This is a genomic window from Streptomyces sp. NPDC049954, assembly GCF_040656295.1.
Classification (GTDB): domain Bacteria; phylum Actinomycetota; class Actinomycetes; order Streptomycetales; family Streptomycetaceae; genus Streptomyces.
The window spans coordinates 456,317-476,793 of record NZ_JBFALS010000003.1 but is presented as its reverse complement, the minus strand read 5'-3'; the positions used below and the strand labels follow the sequence as shown (position 1 = coordinate 476,793).

Here is a 20,477-nt window from a genome sequence, read left to right as displayed (position 1 = left end):
CAGTCCGGAGAGGAACCTGTCCGAGGAGATCGATCAGGTGGTAATGCGAACCCTCGCAGGTCTGATGGGACAACGCAGAAGGCCACAACCGCTGCGGCCGCCGGGCCGCAGCCGCTTTCCTTGTTTGCGGCGCCTTGTCGCCGAGTGAGGCAGCACCAGGAGCCTCTTCCTGGATAATCGACTTATGGTCACAACCCGGCCTTTCCGATCTCCGTCGTGCCAAGTTCGCCCGGCGTCTTCACGCAGCGCTCTCTGAGCTTGCCGGCCCCCAGCACGGCCCAGTGCATCTACCGCTCCACCGTGCATGGTCGGGGCTGACCTCCTCCTTCTCCTGTGCCAGGCGCAGGAGTTGTTCGAGACCTCGCCGGCTCTCCTCGTCGGCGGGCACGTAGGTGACGAGCCGGGGGCCGTCCGCCGGGCCGAGCCACAGATCGGTGTGGACGACGCTGAGCGGGCCGACCTCGGCGTTGCGGAAGTGCTTGGTCCTGGAGCGCGGCGCGAGCACCTCGTGGCGCTCCCACACCTCGCGGAACTGGGGCGACTCCATGAGCCTGTCCAGCATCGCGCGCCAGGCCGGCTCGGCGAGGTGATCGGCCATCGAGGCGCGGAACTTGGCGGCCATCGCCCGTACGGTGCTGTCGAGTTGGGAGAGCGAGGAGCGCCAGCCCTCGTGGGTGAGGGCGAGGATCATGCAGTTGCGGTCCTCGGGCGGCACCGTGTCCAGGTCGCACAGCAGCCGCCCGAACACCCTGTTGTGGGCGAGGATGTCGTAACGGCCGTTCTGCACACAGGCCGCGACCGGCTCCAGTTGCTCCAGCAGCGCCCGCACCGCCGGGGTGATCGCGGGGCAGAGCGTGCCGGGCGCCGGGTCCACGGCCCCGCCGAGCCGGAAGAGGTGCGTCCGTTCGCCCGGGTCGAGCAGCAGGGCGCGGGCGACCGCGTCCAGGACCTGCGGGGAGACCTGGATGTCCCGTCCCTGTTCGAGCCAGGTGTACCAGGTGACCCCGACGGCGGCGAGCTGCGCGACCTCCTCGCGGCGCAGCCCCGGCGTGCGGCGCCTGCGCCCGCGCACCAGCCCGACCTGCTCCGGGGTGATCCGCTCCCGCCGGCTGCGCAGGAAGCCGGCCAGCTCGCGGCGGCGCGCCCGCGCCTCGCCCTCGGCGGCGGGGCCGGGCGGGGCCGCCGGGAGGGACCCGGGGGCGAACCCGGGCGCGGGGGACGGAAGAGCCTGGATCGATCCCGTCGTCGTACGCGTCATGCCTCCAGCCTGCCGCACCCCGGCGGGCAGGACCAGGGACTCAGCCAGGTGGGACCGGTACCCGTATAAGGAGACTCTGGTACCCCTTTCACGACGGGCGCAGGCTGCCGTACGTGAGTGACACCAACGTAAGTGAGAGCGGAACGCGGCAGTCGGCGCTCCCGGGGGCGGACCCCGGGCCGGTCGTCGTGGCGCACGGGGCGGTCCTCGGTTCCTTCGGGCTGTTCACCGTGCTGCTGGGGGCGGCGCTGCCGCTCGTCGACTTCTTCATCGTCAATGTGGCCCTGCCGGACATGGGCCGGGATCTCGGTGCCGGGGAGGCGACGCTGGAACTGGTCGTCGCCGGGTACGGGGTCGCGTACGCCGTGCTGCTGGTGCTCGGCGGCCGGATCGGGGACCTGTTCGGGCGGCGGACGCTGTTCCTCGCGGGGATGGCCGCCTTCGGGCTGACCTCGCTGGCCTGCGGTCTCGCGCCGACGGCGGGCGTCCTGGTGGCGGCGCGGATCGCGCAGGGCGCGGCGGCGGCGTTCATGCTGCCGCAGGTGCTCGCGACCATCCAGTCCACGACGGCCGGGGCGCGCCGCGCGAAGGCCATGAGTCTGTACGGGGCGACGGCGGGGCTGTCCATGGTGGCCGGGCAGATCCTGGGCGGGGTCCTCGTCTCCGCCGATGTCGCGGGGCTCGGCTGGCGGGCCGTCTTCCTGGTCAACGTGCCGGTGGCGGCGGCCGGTCTGCTGTGCGCGGTGCGCTCGGTGCCGGAGACGCGCTCGGCGGCGCCCGCCCCGGTGGACGTCCCCGGTACGGCGCTGCTCGCGGTGGGTCTCGTGGCGCTGCTGCTGCCGCTGACCGAGGGCCGGGCGGCGGGCTGGCCGCTGTGGACCTGGGTGCTGCTCGCCGTGTTCCCGTTCACGGCGGCCGCCTTCCTGGTGGTGGAGCGGCGCGCGGACCGGGCGGGCCGGACGCCGCTCGTCCCGCCGTCCCTGTTCCGGATCGTGTCCTTGCGCCGGGGGCTGCTGATCCTGGTGCCGTTCAGCATCGGGTTCGGCGGGTTCATGTTCGTGATGGCGGTGGCGCTCCAGCAGGGCCTGCGGATGGGCCCGGTCGAGGCCGGTCTGTCGCTGACCCCGGCGGCGGTCGCCTTCTTCTTCGGTTCGCTGGCCGGTCCCCGGCTGGTGCGCCGCTTCGGGAGCCCGGTGGTGACCGCGGGCGCGCTGCTCCAGGCGCTGGGCCTCGGGGTGGTCGTGGTGACGGTCCACGCGGGCTGGCCGGACCTGGGGGTGCTGAGCCTCGCGCCGGGCATGGTGCTCGCCGGTCTCGGCCAGTCCTTCCAGCTCCCGGTGGTCCTGCGGATCGTGCTGTCCGAGGTCCCGGCCGAGCGCGCGGGGGTCGGCGGCGGCGTCATGTCCACGACCCAGCAGGCCGCCCTGGCCCTGGGCGTCGCGACCCTCGGCACGCTGTTCCTGTCCCTGGCCCCGTCCACGGGAACGGGCACGGCCCTGGCCACGACCCTGCTGGTGCAGATCGGCGCGGTACTGCTGACGGCGGCGCTGAGCGTGCGGTTGCCGAGGGCCGTGGTGTGAGGGGGTGGGCCGGGCCGCCCGCGTCAGTCAACGACAGACCGCCCGGTCAGTGGCGGTACCGGCCCTTCACCTCGAAGACGGCGAGGTCCAGAGCCCCCTCCTGGGCCAGGGCGCGCAGGCGGGCCAGAGCGAGCGCGCGTCGCTCGGAGGGCGCCCACCTCGCGAGGCCCGCTGCCCCTCTCCCCTTGTCGCCGCTCGCGCTACCGGCGTTGGCACCGGCACCCGAGGGTCGCCTCGGCAGCCCCACCGGTTCCCCCTCTTGTCGGGTCACGACTCCGCTCCTTCTCCTCCGTGGCTCGGCGGACGGCGCCGCACCTCACAGGCCGACGAGCCACCGCTTGACTTCGGGACTTGCTCCGAAGCCACGGTGGCGTCATGTTCGCACCGACTGTTTCGTTCTCCGGGCTGTCGAAGAATCCCGGACGCGTCGCCGACACGGTGGAGCGGGCGCATCGCGTGCACGTCACCCGTCGCGACGGCGAGGACCTCTACCTCACCACGGAGCAGCACGACCGGGAGCGCGAGGAGTCCGCAGAGCTCGTCGCCCGGCTGTTCACCGCGCTGATCGGCAGCGACGCCGGTAGCAGGGCCGTCCAGGCAGCGCTGCCAGAGGTGTTTCCGTGGACCAGGCGTCTGGCCGCACAGGTGGTCCGGGAGTTCGTCGTCGACCTCGTGAACGCCGCACACGACGCCGCGGAGCTGGATGTCCATTCGGCACTGCACCGCGTCGTGGTCGAGTGGCGGTTGGAGCGAGCTGTGCTCGACCACTGCCTCGAACGCGCGCAGGTGTGACGAGGCACGCCGCACCGTCCACTTCGTCCTCGCCTCCCCGCGCCATCCGAAGGACACCGACAGCTGACAGCACGACCGCCCGGCCCCAAGGGCCGGGCGGTCGCTCATGCGGGGAGCTGCGGGGCCTCGCGGGCCCCGCTCACGTCAGCTGTTCTGCTCGCCCTCGCTCGCCTGGGCCTGGTCCGTCGCGGACTCCGGCTCCGGGTCGGGCTGCGGGGTGCCGGTCAGCTTCTCGCGCATCTTGCGGGCCAGTTCCTGCTTGTGGTCCTCGGCCGCGCGACGGTCGGCGGGGCCGGTGTGGCCCGCCTGGCCGGGCTTGGGCAGCTTGCCGCGCTGGCCGCCTACGCCCAGGAGGTTGTTTCGGCTCTTCGCCATGTGTCCTGCTCCGATCAGTGTGGACCGCGCCACGGCAACGCGCCGCACGGGCGCGGTGAAGGGTGGGGGAACGACGGAAGGGGGCGGTCAGCGGCGGGGATCGCGTACCCCGGGCCTCCGCCGCGCTCTCACTCGTAGATCGGCGTCATGAAGAACATGGGTCAGACGGTACCGCGTCCCCGGCGGGCCGCGCACCGCGTTTTGCGCCGCGCTGCCCGCCGGGGACCGCACGCCCCTACTTCGCGGCCCCTCCTTCCGCCGCCGTCAGCGAGAAGCTGTCGATGTCGAAGAGGGAGCCCGCGCCGCCCGTGAAGCGCAGGAAGAGCGGGCCCTGACCGGTGCCGGTCAGCGGGGTGGAGACGGTCGTGAAGGTCTCCCAGGAACCGGTGGGCGTGACCTCGGCGCTGCCCAGTTCGGGGCCGGTGGCCGAGCCCGCGTGGACGTGGATCGTGCCGCCCGCGCCCGCCGAGGACACCTTCGCGGTGAAGGAGGCCGCGCCCTCGGTGGCGACGTCGGCGTATCCGGCCCAGTCGCCGTCCTCGATGTAGCCGAGGGTCGCGCCGCCGCTCGCCGCCGCGTGCCCGGCCGCCTGCACGCCCGAGCCGGAGCTGAAGGACTCCGCCTCGACGGTCGCGGGCTGCTCGCCGCCGCCCTCCGGGGGCGTGCAGTCGGCCTCGGCCTGACCGGCCGCGTACTGGAGTCCGCCGAGCAGCAGCGCCCGGAAGTCCGGGTCGGCGTACGACTCGTCGGTGTGGCCGAGCCCGGTGTAGAAGGACCGGCCCTCCTCCTGCGGATGGCACCAGGTGATGGGGTGGTCGTCGCCCATCTCCCCGCCCTCGTAGGTGGATTCGTCGAGGGTCTGGAGGACGTGCACCTGGTCGCGCGGGTTGGTGCGGTAGTTGTACAGCTCGTCGTTGTGCAGCCAGGTCGGGCCGAAGTGCGCGGTGGCCGGGTGCTCGTGGTCCTCGGTCACGACGGTCGCGTCCTGGATGGCCGGGTGGCTCTGGAACCAGGCGCCGACGAGCTGCCGGTAGTAGGGCCAGTCGTACTCGGTGTCGGCGGCGGCGTGCACGCCGAGGTAGCCGCCGCCCCCGTCCACGTACGACTGGAGGGCGTCCTGCTGGGTGTCGTCGAGGACGTCCCCGGTGGTGCTGAGGAAGACGACCGCCTCGTACCCGGCGAGGTTCTGCGGGGTGAAGGCGGCGGCGTCCTCGGTCGCGGTGACGGTGAAGTCGTGCTCCGCGCCCAGCTCCTGGAGCGTCGCGATGCCGGTGGGGATCGAGTCGTGGCGGAAGCCTGCGGTCTTGGAGAAGACCAGGACCTCGTACGGGTCGGCCGCCGCGCCCGCCGTGGCGGGGGCCAGCAGCGCGCCCGCGAGGGCGAGGGTGGCGAGGGCCGCCAGGCGTCTGCCCTGGCGTCGGTTCCGGGTCATCGCGCTCACGTCCCGAGGGTGAAGGAGTCGAGGTCGAAGAGGCTGCCCTGTCCGCTGGGGCCGGTGAAGACGAGATAGAGCGTGGTCGAGCCGGAGGGCGCCCCGCTCAGGTCCGCCTGCACGTCCTCGTAGGTCTCCCAGCCGCCGGTGGAGCCCACGTCCACGGAGCCCAGCAGGGTTCCGTCGGGCGCGCCCGCGCGGACCTCCAGGGCGCCGCCCGCCCCGCCCGAGGCGACGCGCGCGGTGATCGACGTGGCGTCGGAGAGGACGTACGGCTCGAAGGCGATCCAGTCGCCGTCGTCGGTGAAGCCGACCGCGGTGCCGCCCTCGGCGGTGCTGTGCGCGGCGGCCTCCACGCCGGACATCTCGCTGTAGTGCTCGCCCTGGCGGTGGCGCGGCTGGAGCTTGCGCACGCTGTGCGTGGTCAGGCCCGCGCTGTCGGTGTACTCGGCGTCGAAGACCCCGTAGAGGTTGGCGGCGGCGTCGTGCTCCCCGTCGCTGGGCACGTTGATCGTGCCGGTGCAGCCGTTCTTCGAGGTGATCGCGTGGGTGTGGCTGTCGTGGCCGAGGGAGTAGGTGACCTTGACCTTGGCGCAGTCGAGCTCGCCGTCCTCCGGGTCGGAGCCGGTCACGGTGAAGGGCACGTCGTCGCCGAAGGAGAAGAGCTGTCCGTCGGCGGGCGCGGTGAGGTTGACGGTCGGTGCCGTGTTCCCGGCCGTGACGACGAGGCTCGCGGTGCCGGTGAGGCCCTCGGGGTCGGTCACGGTGAGCGTCGGTGTGAAGGTCCCGGCCTCGGTGTAGGTGTGGCTCGGGTTCGCCTCGTCGGAGCGCGCGCCGTCACCGAAGTCCCACGCGTAGGACAGCGTGCCGCCCTCGGGGTCGGAGCTGCCCTCGGAGGAGAACTCCACGGCCAGCGGGGTGGCCCCGGAGGTCTTGTCGGCCGCGGCCTTGGCGACCGGGCTGCGGTTGCTCCCGGCCAGGTACTCGATGCGGTAGAGGGCCTGGTTGTCGCTGCCGGTGCCGTAGTCCAGGACGTACATCGCGCCGTCCGGGCCGAACTCGGAGTCCATGACCTGGGTGCCGGTCCACGGGAAGTCCTCGATGGCGCCCGGGGAGCCGTCGCTCCCGACCTCCACGGTCTTGATCCACTTGCGGCCGTACTCGGTGGCGAAGAAGCGGCCGTCGAGCTCCTCGGGGAACTTCACGGGCGAGTCGAGGCTCGCGTCGTAGTGGTAGACGTCACCGGCCATCGGGGACTCGGAGCCGCTGCCGAACTCGGGCGGGGAGCCCTCGTCCCCGGCGTACCTGATCCAGGCCGGACTGGCGGGCGGCAGCTTCGTGAGCCCGGTGTTGTGCGGGGAGTTGTTCTCGGGGCCGCCGGCGCAGTCGTACTTCGCTCCGGAGGGGCCGTCCGGGAAGGTCCACTCGTTGTAGGTCTCGGTGGTGGTGTTGGTGCCGGTGCAGTACGGCCAGCCGAAGTTCCCGGCCTGGGTGATCCGGTTGAACTCGACCTGTCCGCTCGGCCCCCGGTCGGCGGCGGTGACGCCCGCGTCCGGCCCGTAGTCGCCCAGGTAGACGGTGTCGTCCGCCTGGTCGACGGACATCCGGAAGGGGTTGCGGAAGCCCATCGCGTAGATCTCGGGGCGGGTCCTCTCGGTGCCCGGCGCGAACAGGTTGCCCTCGGGGACGGTGTAGCCGCCCGCCGCGGTGGGCGTGATCCGCAGCAGCTTCCCGCGCAGGTCGTTGGTGTTGCCGGAGGAGCGCTGCGCGTCGAACTGCGGGTTGCGGTCGGTGCGTTCGTCGAGCGGGCTGTAGCCGGCCGACTCGAAGGGGTTGGTGTCGTCGCCGGTGGTCAGGTACAGGTTGCCCTTGCTGTCGAAGTCGAGGTCGCCGCCGACGTGGCAGCACTGGCCCCGGTCGTTGGGGACTTCGAGGACGACCTTCTCGCTCGCCTTGTCGAGGCTGCCGTCCTCCTTCAGCGTGAACCGGGAGAGGTTCAGGTGCCCCTTGAACGGGTCGAAGTCGGCGGCGGAGCCGGTGGTGGGAGCATCGCCCGCAGGGGTGTCCAGGGGCGGCGAGTAGTACAGGTAGATCCAGCGGTTGGTGTCGAAGTCCGGGTCGGCCGCGACGCCTTGGAGCCCCTCCTCGTCGTGGTCGTACACGTCGAGCTTCCCGGCCGTCCTGGTGTTCCCGGCCGCGTCGGTGATCCGTACCGTGCCGTCCCGCGAGGTGTGCACGACGGACCGGTCGGGGAGCACCGACAGGGACATGCCCTCGCCGCCGATCTCGGCGGCTCCTCTGGCGAGTTCGACCTGCTGGTAGTCGGCGGCGGGGATGTCCTGCGGGGCGGCGCCCGCGCCGCTCGCGGAGCCGATCACGGCTCCCGACCCCAACACCAGGGCGAGCGCGGTGATGACGCGCAGCCCGGCTCTCGCCGGGCCCCCGGTCCTTCTCGGGCGTACTGACATGAAGCTTCCTTCCTGACCTCGTGGGGTGTCAGGCAAGGCGCGCGCCGGCCGCGCTTGCTCTCGTCGTCGCTGGCCACCGCGCCGGTGGGGGTGGCTGCGCACTCCCCGGCGGACAGGCGGCTCGCGTGTCGCGTGTCGCGCCGAAGCGTGGGACTACCACGTGTTCGCACGGCTCAAGCGGGGGGTTTCGCGCGGTGGTTACAGCGTTCTGCATCGTGGCGAGCGGCCCAGAATTTGTCAAGCGCCTGTCAAAAACGGGGAGTTGAGCCCATGACCGCCGGGGGTTGCGGGGTGCGCGCCCGGCGCCCGGCTGTTGACATGCCCGGGCAATTTTCTCTGTCCTGACCGTGGACTGACTTACAAGTCTCTGCAATTCTCCAATAATTAAGCGCAAGAAGCTGAGTTCTTGTGTGTGAGCTGTGTGCTGCCGCCAGCCGCACGCAGCGCGGCGTCACCCCCGGCGCCACACCCCGAGCCCGGCCCGCACCACCGCTCTGCTCCACCGATGAGCCGCCTCCGCGCGCACCCCGCGCGCGGGGCCCCGCAGAGAGGGACACCCCCGCATGACCCGCATCGACACACACCGCTGGAGATGGCGCGCGGCCACGGCCGTCCTCGCCTCCAGCGTCATGGTCCTGGGCCTGCCGGCCCTGGGCGCCTCGGCGGCCGGCGGCCCGGACGCCGCCGCCGGAGCGCGGACCACCGCCTCCAGCGCGGCCGGCGAGCACGCCGCCGCCACGGTCACGGACGGAGACGCGCGCACCTACTGGCAGGCCGCGAAGAAGTCCGCCCAGTGGGTGCAGACCGACCTCGGCCGCACCAAGCGGGTGCGCCAGGTCGTCCTGCGCCTGCCCGCCGACTGGGCGGCCCGCAAGCAGACCCTGGCGCTCCAGGGCAGCGCGGACGGCAAGAGCTTCACGACGCTCAAGACCTCCGCGCAGTACACCTTCAGCCCCGGCGACGGGAACACCGTGAAGGTCTCCTTCCCGGCGACCCTGACCCGCTTCGTGCGCGCCGAGTTCACCGCCAACTCGGTCGCGCGGACCGGCCAGCTGGCCGAGATGCAGGTGCTCACCGAGGCCGCCGCGACCCCCAACCTCGCACAGGGCAAGCCCTTCACGGAGAGCGGGCACGCCGACGTCTACGGGGCGGCCAACGCGGGCGACGGCAACCGGGCCACCTACTGGGAGAGCAGGAACAACTCCTTCCCGCAGTGGGTGCAGGCCGACCTCGGCTCCTCGGTGCGGGTCAACCAGGTCACCCTGCGGCTGCCCAGCGGCTGGGAGAGCCGCAGCCAGACCCTCAAGATCCAGGGCTCGGCCAACAACTCCGACTTCACCGACCTCGTCGCCTCGAAGGCGTACACCTTCAACGCGGGCAACGACCAGTCGGCGGACATCACCTTCGACGCGACGACCACGCGCTACGTACGCGTACTGATCACCGCCAACACGGCGTGGCCCGCAGGCCAGTTGTCGGAGCTGGAGGTCTACGGCCCGGCGACCGGCGACACCCAGGCGCCCACCGCTCCCGCCGACCTGTCCTACACCGAGCCCGCGAGCGGCCAGATCAAGCTCAACTGGAAGGCCGCGAGCGACAACACCGGGGTCACCGGCTACGACGTGTACGCCAACGGCCAGCTGCGCGCGAGCGTCGCGGGCAACGTCCTGACGTACACCGACAGCCAGCCCGCGAGCGCCGACGTCACCTACTACGTGCGGGCCAAGGACGCGGCCGGGAACGTCTCGGGCAACAGCAACAGCGTGACCCGCAAGGGCCAGTCGACCGGGGACACCCAGGCGCCCACCGCGCCCGGCAGCCTCGCCTTCACGCAGTCCGGCAACGACGTGAAGCTGACCTGGCAGGCGTCCACGGACAACGTCAAGGTCACCGCGTACGACGTCTACGGCAACGACAAGCTGCTCAAGTCGGTGGCCGGTGACGTCACGACGTACACCGACACCCCGGCGGCCGGCTCCTCCGTCACGTACTACGTGCGGGCCAAGGACGCGGCGGGCAACGTCTCCGGCAACAGCGACAGCGTGACCCGTCCGGGCACCACGGGCCCCGGCTCCAACCTGGCGCAGGGCAAGCCGATCGAGGCGAGCTCCAGCGTCTTCACCTTCGTCGCCGCCAACGCCAACGACGGCCAGACCAGCACCTACTGGGAGGGCGCGGGCGGCAGCTACCCGAACACGCTCACCACGAAGCTGGGCGCCAACGCCGACGTCAGCCAGGTCGTGCTGAAGCTCAGCCCGGACAGCTCCTGGGGCAACCGCACCCAGAACATCCAGGTGCTGGGCCGCGAGCAGGACGCCTCAAGCTTCACGAGCGCGGTCGCGGCCAAGGACTACACCTTCAGCCCGTCGAGCCAGAACACGGTGACCATCCCGGTCTCCGGCCGCTTCGCCGACGTCCAGCTGAGGATCACCTCCAACACCGGGGCCCCGGCCGGCCAGATCGCCGAGTTCCAGGTGATCGGGGTGCCCGCGCCCAACCCGGACCTCCAGGTCACGAAGATCACCTCCAGCCCGGCCGCGCCGGTCGAGTCGGACGCGATCAGCCTGACCGCGACCGTCACCAACAGCGGCAGCCAGGCGGCGAAGGCCACCGACCTGACGTTCAAGCTCGGCGGGGACAAGGCGGGTACGGCGGCCGTCCCGGCGCTCGCGGCCGGTGAGACCAGGACCGTCACCGGCTCCATCGGCACGCGGGACGCGGGCAGTTACCAGGTCGGCGCCGTGGTCGACGAGTCCAACAAGGTCGTCGAGCAGAACGAGGCCAACAACACCTACACGAGCCCGGACCCGCTGGTCGTCAAGCAGGTCTCCAGCTCCGACCTGGTCGCGACCACCTCGTGGTCCCCGACCAGCGCCTCGGCCGGCGACAACGTGACCTTCTCGGTCGCCCTGAAGAACCAGGGCATCACCGCCTCGGCCTCCGGCGCGCACGCTCTCACCGTCACCGTGCAGGACGCCAAGGGCGCGACGGTCAAGACCCTGACCGGCACCTACAACGGCGCGATCGCGCCCGGGGCGACGACCTCCCCGGTCAGCCTCGGCTCCTGGACGGCGGTCAACGGCAAGTACACGGTGAGGACCGTGGTCGCCGACGACGCCAACGAACTGCCGGTCAAGCGGGAGAACAACACCTCCACGCAGCCGCTGTTCGTCGGACGCGGCGCGGACATGCCCTACGACATGTACGAGGCGGAGGATGGCACCGTCGGCGGCGGCGCCAAGGTCATCGGCCCCAACCGCACCGTGGGCGACCTCGCGGGCGAGGCGTCCGGCCGCAAGGCGGTGACCCTCAACAACACCGGTGAGTACGTCGAGTTCACGACGAAGGCGCCCACCAACACCCTGGTGACCCGGTTCTCGATCCCGGACTCGGCGGGCGGTGGCGGCACCAACGCGACGCTCAACGTGTACGTCGACGGGCAGCTCCTCAAGCCCGTCGACCTGACCTCGCAGTACGCGTGGCTCTACGGCAACGAGACGGCGCCCGGCAACTCGCCCGGCTCCGGCGCGCCCCGCCACATCTACGACGAGGCCAGCCTCCAGCTCGGGAAGACGATCCCGGCGGGCTCGAAGATCCGCCTGCAGAAGGACAGCGCGAACAGCTCCACGTACGCGATCGACTTCATCAACACCGAGCAGGCCACCGCCCTGGCCAACCCGGACCCGGCCGCGTACGTCACCCCCGCCGGCTTCGGCCAGCAGGACGTGCAGAACGCCCTCGACAAGGTCCGGATGGACACGACGGGCAAGCTCGTCGGCGTCTACCTGCCCGCCGGGGACTACGAGACCGCGAGCAAGTTCCAGGTCTACGGCAAGGCCGTCAAGGTGACCGGGGCGGGACCCTGGTTCACCCGCTTCCACGCCCCGTCCTCGCAGGAGAACACGGACGTCGGCTTCCGCGCCGAGGCGAGCGCGAAGGGCTCCTCCTTCGCGAACTTCACCTACTTCGGCAACTACACGTCCCGGATCGACGGACCGGGCAAGGTGTTCGACTTCTCGAACATCTCGGACGTCACGATCGACAACATCTGGGTCGAGCACATGGTGTGCCTGTACTGGGGCGCCAACACCGACAACGTGACCATCAAGAACTCCCGTATCCGCGACATGTTCGCGGACGGGATCAACATGACCAACGGCTCGACCGACAACCACGTCGTCAACAACGACGCGCGCGCCACCGGTGACGACAGCTTCGCGCTGTTCTCGGCGATCGACGCGGGCGGGGCCGACGAGAAGAACAACGTCTTCGAGAACCTGTCCTCGACGCTGACCTGGCGCGCGGCGGGCCTCGCGGTCTACGGCGGCTACGACAACACCTTCCGCAACATCCACATCGCCGACACCCTGGTGTACTCCGGGATCACGGTGTCCTCGCTGGACTTCGGCTACCCGATGAACGGCTTCGGGACCGGTCCGACGACGATCGAGAACGTGTCCCTGGTGAGAGCCGGCGGTCACTTCTGGGGCACGCAGGTCTTCCCCGCGCTCTGGATCTTCTCCGCCTCCAAGGTCTTCCAGGGCATCCGCGTCAATGACGTGGACATCGTGGACCCGACCTACGGCGGCATCATGTTCCAGACCAACTACGTGGGCGGACAGCCGCAGTTCCCGGTGAAGGACACCGTCTTCACCGACATCTCGATCACCGGCGCGAAGAAGAGCGGCGACGCCTACGACGCCCGGTCCGGCTGGGGCATCTGGGCCAACGAGATGCCGGAGGCGGGCCAGGGCCCGGCGGTCGGCGAGGCCACCTTCAAGGGCCTCACGATGAGCGGCAACTTCCAGGACATCAGGAACACGACGTCCACCTTCAAGATCAACGTGCAGTGAGTCCCGGACACGGCAACCGGATCACCGTGCGGTGAGCACCTGAGAACCTGAACACCGCGCGCACGGGGCCCGCCACCCGGCGGGCGCACAAGGCGGGGCCCGCTCTCCTGGAGGGCGGGCCCCGTCGGCGTCGTGCGGGAGCCTCCGGGCCGCCCACCTGGGGTTTCAGCCCTCCCCCGTACCTGAAACCGCGCTGAAGCCGTGGCGAAGGCGGTGGGGCGCACGCTCTGCCGCATGACGACGAGCACACACACGAACGACGACGAACCGGCGATCTCCGCCACCGGGTTGCGCAAGGCGTACGGGGAGAAGACCGTCCTGGACGGGATCGACCTGCGGGTGCCGGCCGGCACGGTCTTCTCGCTGCTGGGGCCGAACGGGGCGGGCAAGACGACGGCGGTCCGGGTCCTGAGCACCTTGATCCGGGCGGACGCGGGTGAGCTGCGGGTGGCCGGGCACGACCTCGCGGCCGAGCCCGAGGCGGTGCGCGCCGCGATCGGGGTGACCGGTCAGTTCTCGGCCGTCGACAACCTGATCACCGCCGAGGAGAACATGCACCTCATGGCGGACCTGCGCCATCTCCCGCGCCGTACGGGCCGCCGGGTGGCGGCCGGGCTGCTGGAGCGGCTGGACCTGGGCGCGGTGGCGCGGAAACCGGCGTCCTCGCTGTCCGGGGGGATGCGCAGGCGCCTGGACCTCGCCATGACGCTGGTGGGCGATCCGCGCGTCCTGTTCCTCGACGAGCCGACGACCGGTCTCGACCCGCGCAGCCGGCACGCCCTGTGGACCCTCGTGCGCGAACTGGTCGCGGGCGGCGTCACCGTCTTCCTGACCACGCAGTACCTGGAGGAGGCCGATCAGCTCGCCGACCGGATCGCGGTCCTGGACGGCGGCCGGCTCGTCGCCGAGGGCACCGCGGCGGAGCTGAAGCGGCTCGTCCCGGGCGGGCACGTCCGGCTGCGGTTCGCGACGCCCGGGGCGTACGGGCACGCGGCGCAGGCGCTGAGCGAGGCCGCGCGCAGCGACGAGGCGCTGTGCCTGACCGTGCCCAACGGCGGCAGCCAGGCGGAACTACGTTCCCTGCTGGGCCGGTTGGAGGTGGCCGGTGTCGAGGCGGACGAGCTGACCGTGCACACGCCCGACCTCGACGACGTGTTCTTCGCCCTGACCGGCCACCCCGCCACGGACCCGGCCGCCACCGGGGCGCGGGCCGCCACCCCGAGCACCCCCGCCACGTCCGCGCCCACGTCCGCGTCCCCGTCCCCGTCCGCGCCCACCACCAAGGAGACCGTCCGATGACTTCCCTGTCCCTCGCCGTGCGCGACTCGTCCACGATGCTGCACCGCAACCTCCTGCACGCCCGGCGCTACCCCTCCCTGACCCTCAACCTCCTGCTGACGCCGGTGGTCGTCCTGCTGCTCTTCGTGTACGTCTTCGGGGACGTGATGAGCGCGGGCCTGACCGGCAGCACCGACCGCTCGGCCTACCTCGCCTACCTGGTGCCCGGCATTCTGCTGATGACGGTCGGGGGCACGGCTCTGGGCACCGCCGTCTCCGTGTGCAGCGATATGACGGAGGGCATCATCGCCCGCTTCCGCACCATGGCGATCTCCCGTCCCTCGGTGCTGGTCGGCCATGTCGTGGGCAGCGTGGTGCAGACCCTGCTGGCCCTCGCCCTCGTCCTGGCCTTCGCGGTGGCCATCGGCTTCCGGCCGCACGCGAACCCGGCCGAGTGGCTGGCGGCGGCCGCTCTGCTGACCCTGTTCAGCCTCGGCGTGGTGTGGATCGGGGTCGGTGTCGGACTGGTCAGCCCCAACCCCGAGGGGGCGAGCAACACCGGTCTGCCGCTGATGGTGCTGCCCCTGCTGTCCAGCGCCTTCGTGCCGGTGGACTCGATGCCGGGCTGGTTCCGCTGGTTCGCCGAGTACCAGCCCTTCACCCCGGTGATCGAGTCCGTGCGCGGGCTGCTGCTGGGCGGGGTGAGCGGACGCGACCTGTGGTTCGCGGCCGGCTGGAGCGTACTGCTGATCGCGGTCGGCGGGCTGTGGTCGACGGCCCGGTTCAACCGTGATCCGCAGGGCTGAGCGCGCGCAGCGCGGCCTGCCGCAACTCGGCCTGGCTCAGGGCGGCGTACCGCGACACCGCGTCGTGGTACGCCGCCGCGTCGGCTCTCTCGGCGGCCCGCCGGGCGTGCCTCGCGGACAGCGGCGGGAACTCGCGCGCCGCGGGCAGCCGCTCGGCGAGCGCCGCCAGCCGGACCCCCGAGGCGTCGCCCCCGGCCAGGCGCGCCAGGCCCAGCGCGTGCAGCGCCGTTCCGCCCAGGGCCAGATCGCCCGGGGAGCCCGTCCCGGCCGGGGCGGCCAGCAGGGTCAGCAGCCGGGCGAGCAGCCGGTCCGTCAGGGCGGTGACCTCCTGCGGCCTGCCCGCGAGGGCGTGCGCGGCCACGGCGCCCGCGACGACCTCCAGCGTCCAGGTGTCGAGGAAGGGGTCGTCGGCGTACGGGGCGCCGACGCGGCCCAGTTGCTCCACCGCCCGGCGCCACAGGCCGAGCCCCTCGTCGACGCGTCCGCGCAGGAGGGCGATCTCCCCGCGCGCCACGAGGTTCGGGGTGAAGACGAGCGCGGCCTCGTCCTGGTGCTCACCGGCCGCGAGCTCCAGCCAGTGCTCGGCCTCCTCGCTTTCCCCGCGCTGGAGGCAGGCCAGGACGAGGGCCCAGCGGATGCCCATCGCGTCGGGCCAGTCCTCGAAGTCGTCCAGCGCGTCGAGGGCGGAGAGCAGGTGCCGGTACGCCTCCTCGCCGCGTTCGGTGCGCAGGCACAGTTCGCTGACCCGGCCGTGGCTCAGCATCCGCAGGGCCGGGTTGCGCAGCGCGCCCAGCACGGCGAACGCCCGGCGCGCGGCCTCCAGCGCCCGTTCCGTGTCGAGTTGCTGTTCCCACACGTAACTCGCGACGCACTCGGCCACCGCCGCGAGCAACGGCTCCTTCGCCGCGCACAGTTCGGTCAGGCGCTCGTAGTGCGGCCCGTGCATCTCGGGTACGGCGCACAGCAGGACGGCCAGGGCGCGCGGCAGGGTGTCGGGCACGGCGGGCGGCAGGGCGCGCAGGGTGACGAGTTGCCGTACGGCGTGGGGCCCGTAGCCCATGAAGAGGCTCGACGTGCACACGACGGCCGCGCTGCGGGCCACCTCGACGTCGGCGGGCCCGGGGCGGAAGTGGGAGAGCGGCGGTCCGGTCTCGGCGGCGAGGGTGACGAGCCGGTTCCAGCTCGACTCGATCGACCACAGCGAGCCGAGTACGGCGGTGAGCGCGGCGGTCGCCGGTCCGTCGGCGCGGGCCAGGGCGTGGCGCAGCGCGAGGACGAGGTTGTCCTGCTCGGCCCGTATCCGGGTGAAGGGCTCCTGGTTGTCGTCGCGGTAGAGCACGTCGTGGTGGGCGCGCGCGTAGTCCCGGGCCCAGCCGAGGAAGCGCTCCGTCACCTGTTCTTCCTCGCCGGCCCGCGCGCGCCGCTCCGCGCCGAACTCCCGGATCGTCTCCAGCATGTGGAAACGCAGGCCGGACGGGCTGTCGACGGCCTTGACGAGGGACTGGTCGGCGAGTTGTTCCAGCAGGGCGAGGGCGTCCGGGCCCTCGTCGCCGCCGAGCATCGACCGGGCGGCCTCCTCGGTGAAGCCGCCGGGGAACACCGAGAGGGCACGCAGCGCGGTGCGGCCCTCGGGCTCCAGCAGGTTCCAGCTCCACTCGACGACGGCGCGCAGGGTGCGGTGCCGTTCGGGGGCGTCGCGGGAGGCTCCGCGCAGGAGGCCGAAGCGGTCGCGCAGGCGGCGGGTGATCTCGGGGACGGGCAGGACGCGGACCCGGGCGGCGGCCAGTTCCAGGGCGAGCGGCAGCCCGTCGAGCTGGCGGCAGAGTTCCGCGACCTCGGCCTCGTGCAGTGCGGCGCCGGGCCGGGCGGCCTCCGCGCGCTGCGCGAAGAGGGCGGCGGAGGTGGCGGGGGTGAGTTCCGGCAGGGCGTAGCGGACCTCGGAGCTGAGCCCGAGCGGGGCGCGGCTGGTGGCGAGCACCCGCAGTTCGCCGGAGCGGGCCACGAGGGTGCGCACGAGGCCGGCGACGCCGTCCACGACCTGTTCGCAGTTGTCGAGCACGAGCAGGACGGGGCCGGTCCCGAGCGCGGCGAGGACGGAGCCGGGGAGGTCGCCGCTTCCGGCCCGGCGCCCTTCCCCGGCCCCGACGGCGGAGGCCACCTCCCCGGCGACGTCCTCGTCGGAGGTGATCCCGGCCAGGGACACGACGTGCGTGACCCGCTGCTCGGCGGACCGCCCGACGGCGTACGCGAGCCGGGTCTTGCCGAGGCCGCCGGGCCCGGTGACGGTGACGACGCGGGCGGTGCGCAGCAGTGCGGTCACGGCGCGCAGGTCGTCCTCCCGGCCGAGCAGCGGGTTGGGCTCGTGCGGTACGCCGTGGCGTACGGCGGGCGCCTGGACGCGCAGGAGTTCCTGGTGCACGGAGCGCAGGGCGGGCCCCGGTTCGGTGCCCAGTTCCTCGCGCAGGGAGCGCCGGTGGGTCTCGTACCGGGCCAGTGCGGCGGCGGGTCCGCTCGTGACCGCCTCACTGCGCAGCAGGGCGGCGAGCACCTCCTCGTCGCGGGGCCGCAGCCGGGCCAGTTCGGTGAGGGGGCCCACCGCCTCCCCGGGTTGTCCGGCGCGGGCGAGGGCGAGCGCCCCGGTCCGCTCCAGGGACGCGCGGGCCCGGGCGCGCCCGTCGCGCAGGGCGGTCACGGGGTCGTCCGGGTCCTCCCCCGCCGTGGCGGCGCCGCCCGCCCAGAGCGCGAGTCCGGCCCGTGCCTCGGCCGCGGCCCCGGCGTGGTCGCCCTCGCGGGCCAGCCGCGCGGCCTCGGCCTCGTGCAGCAGCAGCGCGGAGCTGTCGACGCGCGTCGCGTCGAGGGCCAGCCGGTAGCCGGTGGGGGTGCGGGCGATCACCTCGGCGCCCAGGTGGGTGCGCAGCCGGGAGACGAGCACCTGGACGGCCTTGGCCGGGTGTTCCGGCCGGTCCTCGGGCCACAGCCCCGCCACGAGCCGCCCGGTGCTGCACCCCGCGCGCGGGTCCTGCGCGAGCAGCGCCAGCAGTCCGCGCAGCCGGGGCGCGGTGATCTCCTGTCCCCGGTAGGAGACACCGGTCAGCAGGGCGAGTTCGATGGCCACGCGTGCAGCGTAGCCAGCGGGTGGGGGTGGTGGGCACGGCGGACGGCCCGGCCGTGCGGGGGCCGGGCGGCAGGCACGGGCGAGGACCATGTGGCAGGCAGCGGGCGGCAGGCCCGGGGCCCCGAGGCGTCAGCCGGTGTGCCCGCCCCAGTGCCCCGGCCGCCTGAACTCCTCGCCCACGCGCGTCGCGCCGTCGCCGCGTGCCGCGTTGACCTGGGCCTGGGTGAGGTAGAGGGCGCCGCGCAGGTCGGCGCCCCGCAGGTCCGTGTCGCGCAGGTCGGCGCCGAGGAGTTCGGCGCCGCGCAGATCGGCCCCGCTCAGGTCGGCGGCGATGAGGTAGGCGCCGCGCAGGTTCGCCCCGCGCAGGTCGGCGCCGCGCAGCCGGGCGCTGCCGATGAGGTCGGCGCCCCGGTGGTCGGGGGCGCGGCCGGGGCGGGCGGCGGCGCGTACGAGGTGGGCGGCGCGGGTCAGCGGGCCGTTCGCGGCGGCGCGCAGGGCCGGGACGTCGAGGGCCGCGAGTTCCGGGGGCGTCCCCTCGCTCAACTCGGCTATCCGGGCGCGGGTTTCGGACAGCTCGGCGTGGACGGGGGCGGTCTCGGCCCGCTCCAGCGCCTCGGTGACGTACCGCAGGATCTCGTGGAGCTGCCGCATGACGCCGAAGGAGCGGAACATGGCGGCGGAGGTGCCGGGCCGCGCGCGCCAGTCCACGCCCGCGAAGGTGCCCTGCGAGACGTGCTGGCCCGCGCCGTGGCACTCGAAGACGGTGCAGCCGGACCAGCCCCGCTCGCGCAGCCCCTCGTGGATCGTGCAGCCGAAGTCGGCGCCGAGGTTGCCGCAGGGGGTGCCCGCCTCCTTGTCCCGGGCGAAGTCGGCGGAGCGGGTGAAGGGCAGCGCGACACAGCACAGGCCGAAGCAGTCCGCGCAGTTCGCGGTGAGTTCGAGCGCGGGCGGCACGGGCGCCTCGGACACGGTCGGCTCGGGCACGGTCGGCTCCTGGTGTGGAGAGGAGAGCGGGGAGGAAGGCGGGCCGGGAAAAGGACCGGTCCCGGCCGCGTGTCGTACGCGGCCGGGACCGGGTTCCCCGAAGGGTGGTCAGCAGCCGATGAGGCGGCCGGCCAGGTAGCCCTCGATCTGGTCGAGGGAGACACGTTCCTGCTTCATCGTGTCGCGCTCGCGCACCGTGACGGCGTTGTCGTCGAGGGTGTCGAAGTCGACGGTCACGCAGTACGGGGTGCCGATCTCGTCCTGACGGCGGTAGCGGCGGCCGATGGCGCCCGCGTCGTCGAAGTCGATGTTCCAGTGCTGGCGCAGCGCCGCCGCGAGGCCCTTGGCCTTCGGGGAGAGCTGCGGGTTGCGGGAGAGCGGGAGCACGGCGACCTTGACCGGGGCGATCCTCGGGTCGAAGCGCATCACGACGCGCTTCTCCAGCTTGCCCTTGGCGTTGGGCGCCTCGTCCTCGTTGTACGCGTCGAGCATGAAGGCCAGCATGGTGCGGCCGACGCCCGCCGCGGGCTCGATGACGTAGGGGGTCCAGCGCTCGCCGGCCTCCTGGTCGAAGTAGGCGAGGTCCTGGCCGGAGGCCTTGGCGTGCGCCGACAGGTCGTAGTCGGTGCGGTTGGCGACGCCCTCCAGCTCACCCCACTCGGAGCCGCCGAACTGGAAGCGGTACTCGATGTCGGCGGTGCGCTTGGAGTAGTGGGAGAGCTTCTCCTTCGGGTGCTCGAACCACCGCATGTTCTCCTCGCGCAGGCCCAGGCCGGTGTACCAGTTCCAGCGCTGCTCCATCCAGTACTCCTGCCACGTCTCGTCCTCGCCCGGCTTGACGAAGAACTCCATCTCCATCTGCTCGAACTCGCGGGTGCGGAAGATGAAGTTGCCGGGCGTGATCTCGTTGCGGAAGGACTTGCCCATCTGCGCGATGCCGAAGGGCGGCTTGCGGCGCGAGGTCTGCTGGACCTGGGCGAAGTTGGTGAAGATGCCCTGCGCGGTCTCGGGCCGCAGGTACGCGACGGAGCCGGTGTCCTGGGTCGGGCCGAGGTGGGTGCTCAGCAGGCCCGAGAACTCCTTGGGCTCGGTGAAGGTGCCCTTGTTGCCGCAGTTGGGGCAGTTGAGGTCGGCGAGGCCGTCCTTGGGGAGGTGGCCGTGCTTGGCCTCGTACGCCTCCTCCAGGTGGTCGGCGCGGTAGCGCTTGTGGCAGGAGGTGCACTCGGTGAGCGGGTCGGAGAAGGTCGCCACGTGCCCCGAGGCCACCCAGGTCTCGGTGGCGAGGATCACCGAGGAGTCGATACCGACGACATCGTCACGCGAGGTGACCATGTAGCGCCACCAGTGACGCTTGATGTTCTCCTTGAGCTCGACGCCCAGCGGTCCGTAGTCCCAGGCGGCGCGCTGGCCACCGTAGATCTCGCTGCTCGGGTAGACGAAGCCACGGCGCTTGCTCAGGCTGACGATGGTGTCGATCTTGTCGGCGGCCACGGTGCTCTCTTCATTACGACGACGAAGCGGTCTTCTGCGCCGGTC

12 protein-coding genes and 1 pseudogene are annotated in these 20,477 nt (G+C 72.4%); 5 read left to right on the top strand and 8 right to left on the bottom strand.

Annotated features, from left to right (window positions below; translation table 11 throughout):
• Nucleotides 1-238 precede the first annotated feature (238 nt).
• The gene (locus tag AB0J21_RS08530) at nt 239-1,258 is read right to left on the bottom strand and encodes a helix-turn-helix transcriptional regulator (protein ID WP_363145079.1); all 1,020 of its coding nucleotides are present in this window, start codon (nt 1,256-1,258) and stop codon (nt 239-241) included.
• Nucleotides 1,259-1,446: 188 nt separating this feature from the next.
• On the opposite strand from AB0J21_RS08530, the gene AB0J21_RS08525 reads away from it, so the two are divergent.
• Nucleotides 1,447-2,838, top strand: coding sequence for an MFS transporter (locus AB0J21_RS08525; protein ID WP_363145224.1), 1,392 nt, complete (start codon nt 1,447-1,449; stop codon nt 2,836-2,838).
• Nucleotides 2,839-2,884: 46 nt separating this feature from the next.
• On the opposite strand, the gene AB0J21_RS08520 is transcribed toward AB0J21_RS08525, so the two are convergent.
• Nucleotides 2,885-3,109 (bottom strand): hypothetical protein, encoded by a 225-nt coding sequence (locus AB0J21_RS08520; protein WP_363145078.1) that lies wholly within the window; start codon nt 3,107-3,109, stop codon nt 2,885-2,887.
• Between the two features lie 104 nt (nt 3,110-3,213).
• Here AB0J21_RS08520 and AB0J21_RS08515 point away from each other — a divergent pair, with 104 nt between their 5' ends.
• Complete coding sequence (locus tag AB0J21_RS08515) at nt 3,214-3,630, top strand: prevent-host-death family protein (RefSeq protein ID WP_363145077.1); 417 nt, start codon at nt 3,214-3,216, stop codon at nt 3,628-3,630.
• Between the two features lie 144 nt (nt 3,631-3,774).
• Here the strand turns inward: AB0J21_RS08515 and AB0J21_RS08510 are convergent, their stop codons facing one another.
• The 3 genes and pseudogenes from AB0J21_RS08510 to AB0J21_RS08500 all read right to left on the bottom strand — a co-directional run bounded on the left by AB0J21_RS08510 (nt 3,775) and on the right by AB0J21_RS08500 (nt 7,905).
• Nucleotides 3,775-4,005, bottom strand: a complete 231-nt coding sequence (locus tag AB0J21_RS08510; protein WP_363145076.1) for a DUF6243 family protein — start codon at nt 4,003-4,005, stop codon at nt 3,775-3,777.
• Nucleotides 4,006-4,276: 271 nt separating this feature from the next.
• Nucleotides 4,277-5,437 (bottom strand): annotated as a pseudogene (locus AB0J21_RS08505) (ThuA domain-containing protein); the annotation flags it as partial.
• Between the two features lie 5 nt (nt 5,438-5,442).
• Nucleotides 5,443-7,905: a PQQ-dependent sugar dehydrogenase gene (locus AB0J21_RS08500; protein ID WP_363145075.1), complete on the bottom strand. Its 2,463-nt coding sequence runs from the start codon at nt 7,903-7,905 to the stop codon at nt 5,443-5,445.
• Nucleotides 7,906-8,468: 563 nt separating this feature from the next.
• Between AB0J21_RS08500 and AB0J21_RS08495 the strand changes: the two genes are divergently transcribed.
• The 3 genes from AB0J21_RS08495 (at nt 8,469) to AB0J21_RS08485 (ending at nt 14,842) form a co-directional block, all read left to right on the top strand.
• A complete protein-coding gene (locus AB0J21_RS08495; RefSeq protein ID WP_363145074.1) occupies nt 8,469-12,758 on the top strand; it encodes a discoidin domain-containing protein in 4,290 nt (1,429 codons plus the stop codon).
• A 234-nt stretch (nt 12,759-12,992) separates the two neighbouring features.
• Nucleotides 12,993-14,057, top strand: coding sequence for an ATP-binding cassette domain-containing protein (locus AB0J21_RS08490; RefSeq protein WP_363145073.1), 1,065 nt, complete (start codon nt 12,993-12,995; stop codon nt 14,055-14,057).
• On the top strand, nt 14,054-14,842 hold the full coding sequence (locus AB0J21_RS08485) for an ABC transporter permease (RefSeq protein ID WP_363145072.1): 789 nt from the start codon (nt 14,054-14,056) through the stop codon (nt 14,840-14,842). Before AB0J21_RS08490 ends, AB0J21_RS08485 begins: the two co-directional genes overlap by 4 nt.
• On the opposite strand, the gene AB0J21_RS08480 is transcribed toward AB0J21_RS08485, so the two are convergent.
• The 3 genes from AB0J21_RS08480 to AB0J21_RS08470 form a co-directional block, all read right to left on the bottom strand.
• Nucleotides 14,820-17,957: a BTAD domain-containing putative transcriptional regulator gene (locus AB0J21_RS08480; RefSeq protein WP_363145071.1), complete on the bottom strand. Its 3,138-nt coding sequence runs from the start codon at nt 17,955-17,957 to the stop codon at nt 14,820-14,822. The two genes, AB0J21_RS08485 and AB0J21_RS08480, sit on opposite strands and share 23 nt — an antisense overlap.
• Nucleotides 17,958-18,086: 129 nt before the next feature.
• Nucleotides 18,087-18,941: a pentapeptide repeat-containing protein gene (locus AB0J21_RS08475; RefSeq protein WP_363145070.1), complete on the bottom strand. Its 855-nt coding sequence runs from the start codon at nt 18,939-18,941 to the stop codon at nt 18,087-18,089.
• Between the two features lie 108 nt (nt 18,942-19,049).
• Nucleotides 19,050-20,432 (bottom strand): glycine--tRNA ligase, encoded by a 1,383-nt coding sequence (locus AB0J21_RS08470; protein WP_363145069.1) that lies wholly within the window; start codon nt 20,430-20,432, stop codon nt 19,050-19,052.
• Nucleotides 20,433-20,477: the final 45 nt, after the last annotated feature.